The sequence below is a fragment of the Lacrimispora amygdalina genome (assembly GCF_900205965.1).
Classification (GTDB): domain Bacteria; phylum Bacillota; class Clostridia; order Lachnospirales; family Lachnospiraceae; genus Lacrimispora; species Lacrimispora amygdalina_A.
In genome coordinates, this window is sequence record NZ_OAOF01000059.1 from 1 (window position 1) to 2,941 (window position 2,941).

General features: G+C 38.8%; 4 protein-coding genes. 1 reads left to right on the plus strand and 3 read right to left on the minus strand.

Annotated elements, in window-relative coordinates:
* Nucleotides 1-622 precede the first annotated feature (622 nt).
* The gene (locus CRO04_RS26490) at nucleotides 623-763 is read left to right on the plus strand and encodes a hypothetical protein (RefSeq protein WP_166432680.1); all 141 of its coding nucleotides are present in this window, start codon (nucleotides 623-625) and stop codon (nucleotides 761-763) included.
* Between the two features lie 157 nt (nucleotides 764-920).
* On the opposite strand, the gene CRO04_RS25525 is transcribed toward CRO04_RS26490, so the two are convergent.
* The 3 genes from CRO04_RS25525 to CRO04_RS25535 form a co-directional block, all read right to left on the minus strand.
* Nucleotides 921-1,418 carry an SMI1/KNR4 family protein gene (locus tag CRO04_RS25525; protein ID WP_097007038.1) on the minus strand — a complete coding sequence of 166 codons (498 nt, stop codon included), beginning with the start codon at nucleotides 1,416-1,418 and terminating at the stop codon, nucleotides 921-923.
* An 18-nt stretch (nucleotides 1,419-1,436) separates the two neighbouring features.
* Nucleotides 1,437-1,712: a hypothetical protein gene (locus CRO04_RS25530; RefSeq protein WP_097007039.1), complete on the minus strand. Its 276-nt coding sequence runs from the start codon at nucleotides 1,710-1,712 to the stop codon at nucleotides 1,437-1,439.
* A 155-nt stretch (nucleotides 1,713-1,867) separates the two neighbouring features.
* Nucleotides 1,868-2,941: IS110 family transposase (locus CRO04_RS25535; RefSeq protein WP_097007040.1), on the minus strand; the 1,074-nt coding region annotated here is incomplete at its 5' end.

The following is a 2,941-nucleotide window of genomic DNA, read 5'->3' on the forward strand; positions in this document are numbered from 1 at the left end:
AAGGGTTCGACAGCCTATCTACAACAAACCAATGGGTGAAAGGACAAGTTATTTCTTTTATTGGTTGTTGATGTTAACTCTGTATCGACTGGATTGCAAGTTATTTCTGGATTTATTTTCAGGAGAAAAAACGGCAGAAAAAAGAACAGAAAAGGGAGCTACAGAAAGAGTATTTTTTACCCCCTGTAACCCCCGGCAGCCCCATTTTACCATAGAACCAGATTCCTGTAAATCCTATGGTTCACCATGAACCATGGGGGGTAGAAAGTTATCTTTAAATCAATGGCAAAGCAGAATAAAGTCCCATTCTCTGTTAGCCTTGTGTCGCAAAATATAGCCCCTGTATGACCTTTGAAACCGCTACTGGAGCATGTATGCCATTCAGACAATAAAAAGCCTTGTTGGGCAAATATGAAAAAGAAAGGATTTTTCCTTTTTCCTGATAAATGTTTGAATTGCTGTTGCCACCTGTTCTTCTTTCTGCTACTTTAAGAAATAGTCGCATCTATGGCTGTTTTTTATATGGCTTCAAGTCGCATACTTGCTGCTATTTAAAAATCCGGTTGAGGAATATTTACGCTCATTTCCTGTACTAAAACAGGGGTGAACCATGGGGTCGAAAATGATGCAGGTTAAAGGCAGGTGCACCTTACGGCGCTCCTGCCGGTTTGCAGCAGCCGGCAATGCCGACTGCATAAGGGTTTCAATCAAAGCCTTTCTTTTTTATCAGGTAGCTGTCAATATCGATCAGGGCACCTTTTAGGTGGATGTAACCATACTGAAACCAGCTAAATTTAAGGATTTATAAGGTGTCTGCTAAGGTGCACCGGATTAAAGTTTTAATTCATACCACTACACACTGCCGACCTTTTATATTTCTTCTCTCTATTGCCTTAACTCAGCCTAAATACTACATTTCTTTACAATAATTCTATTTTACCCTTTACAATTAATTCAAAAAAATCTTCAATATTATCAGCTATCTTTTCTACCTCTTCGAATTCTGGCTCAAATCCCTGTACAATGGAGCCTATATTATCGTTTAAATCAATTGCATAAAAGGAATAGCCTTCATCAACTGACATAACTATAGGTAAATGTTTATCCCACCATGATACTATTTCTTTTTTCCATTCATTATCATTTTCAGCTACCTCCAGACTCAATAATTCAAATTCATTCCATTTAAACGCAATGTTTGAAATATTATTATATTCATCCTGACATATAAACCAAGTCTTCTCACTAGGTGCTATACATTGTTTAACTATTTTTAAAAACTCTACATAACTTTGAGGAATTCCATTAAATCTTGATATTATACTGTCATCCAATTCTAATCCAGATTCAGATTTAAAAGTTATATCCCATCCCTTATCTTTAGCCCAACTAATGAATTCATTACACCTTGTATTCATATTACCTCCTTGTTCTTGTTATTTCTTTATCCGATTTATAACACGTCTCTGTAATCCGGTTACTTGGCTATGTATCGGATTTTTAACCTTTACTGATTCACCTGTTGGAGTGAGTTTCTGACCTTCTGGTCCTCCTAATGCTAATCCGTGTGGATGATGCCCTCCACTTTCTCCTGCCTTTTTTCTTATTTCCTTTACTTCTTGTGGTGTTCTATAAAATACATCTGTATTTTCTGGATCAATTCCCCACCACTCTGGTTTTTTATTATACCATTCTGTAACTTCATCTAGCAATTCTTTATCATCAGCTAGCCATTCATTTAATTTTTTACTTTTTTTATCTCCGCCCGAACCCTCAGGTGGGGTACTGAGATGTACAGAAAGGGGTGAAAATTCGTATTCGTTTTAAAAAAGTATAGCACATCTTCGTGCTATTTTTAAGAAAGAAATTACTGTTCTTCTTTTAGAATCGGTTCCCGGTATTCTGTCTTATTTTTCATCATCCCGTACACAATGTTCACCAATCGACGCATGATGCAGACCAGTGCCTGAGACTTTGTCTTTCCTTCACCGATTTTCCGCATATAATAGTCATAAAATACCGGATGATTGGGCGTTCCGTTCTTTGGTCTGGATACCATGGTTACTGCCAGGAAATAAAACAATCCATGCAACTGGCGGTTTCCTTGTCTGGAGCTTTGCTCCTTGCCTTTCCCGGCGGAACTGAACTTTACAGGAGCTACTCCTGCGAATCTTACCAGCTTATCTGCACTGGGAAATCTTCGAATATCTCCGATTTCTGCAATCAACTTACTGGCTACGGAAGTTCCAATCCCTGGCATACTGGTCAGTTTATAATCAAAGCTAAGCAGGATTTTCTCAATTTCTTGGTCAAGCCCTGCTAATTCTTCTTTTTGATGTTCCAAATCCCGTACCAGACTTGTTGTGATAAAATCTCTGGATTCCTGATATTCCCCAAAGGTATTTCCATCATTATGAACGCAGTCCAGAATCAACTCCGCTTTATCTTTCTTGGCAATACGGGATATTTCCTTAAATTCGATTGTTAGGTCTTCTGCCGTTTTTCCCTGCAAATGAACAGGGGCTGGGTAGGTCCTCCAGAAATACATGGCACATTTTCCGTCTATTTCGCTGAAGAACTTACTATAGCTGGGATATGCCATGGATATCTGCTCATGGAGTCCGTTCTTAAAGCGGATACCGTCTTTCACCAATAAATCTCTCCGATTTACCAGTTGTGATAACGTCCATTCGTTATCTTTTGGCTTTGCATCGGGCAAGGTATGTAACTGGTTAATCAGAACCGTTGCAACACAATAAGCATCATGCTCATCATTTTTACGGAGCATAGGTGCACTTTTTCTCTGGTCATATGCCAGGGCAGGATTAATGTCTTTTACAATGTAACCTTTTTCAATCAGCCAGACAGCTAAACTTCTGCCGTAGCCGTATGCATTCTCCAATCCGTAAATGGGTTCAAGCCCAAGGTGATTGGATTTTCT

Bases quoted from the DNA above. Each gene is read 5' to 3' on its own strand.
- CRO04_RS26490 (WP_166432680.1), top strand. From the start codon at position 623: ATGATGCAGGTTAAAGGCAGGTGCACCTTACGGCGCTCCTGCCGGTTT.
- CRO04_RS25525 (WP_097007038.1), bottom strand. From the start codon at position 1,418: ATGAATACAAGGTGTAATGAATTCATTAGTTGGGCTAAAGATAAGGGA.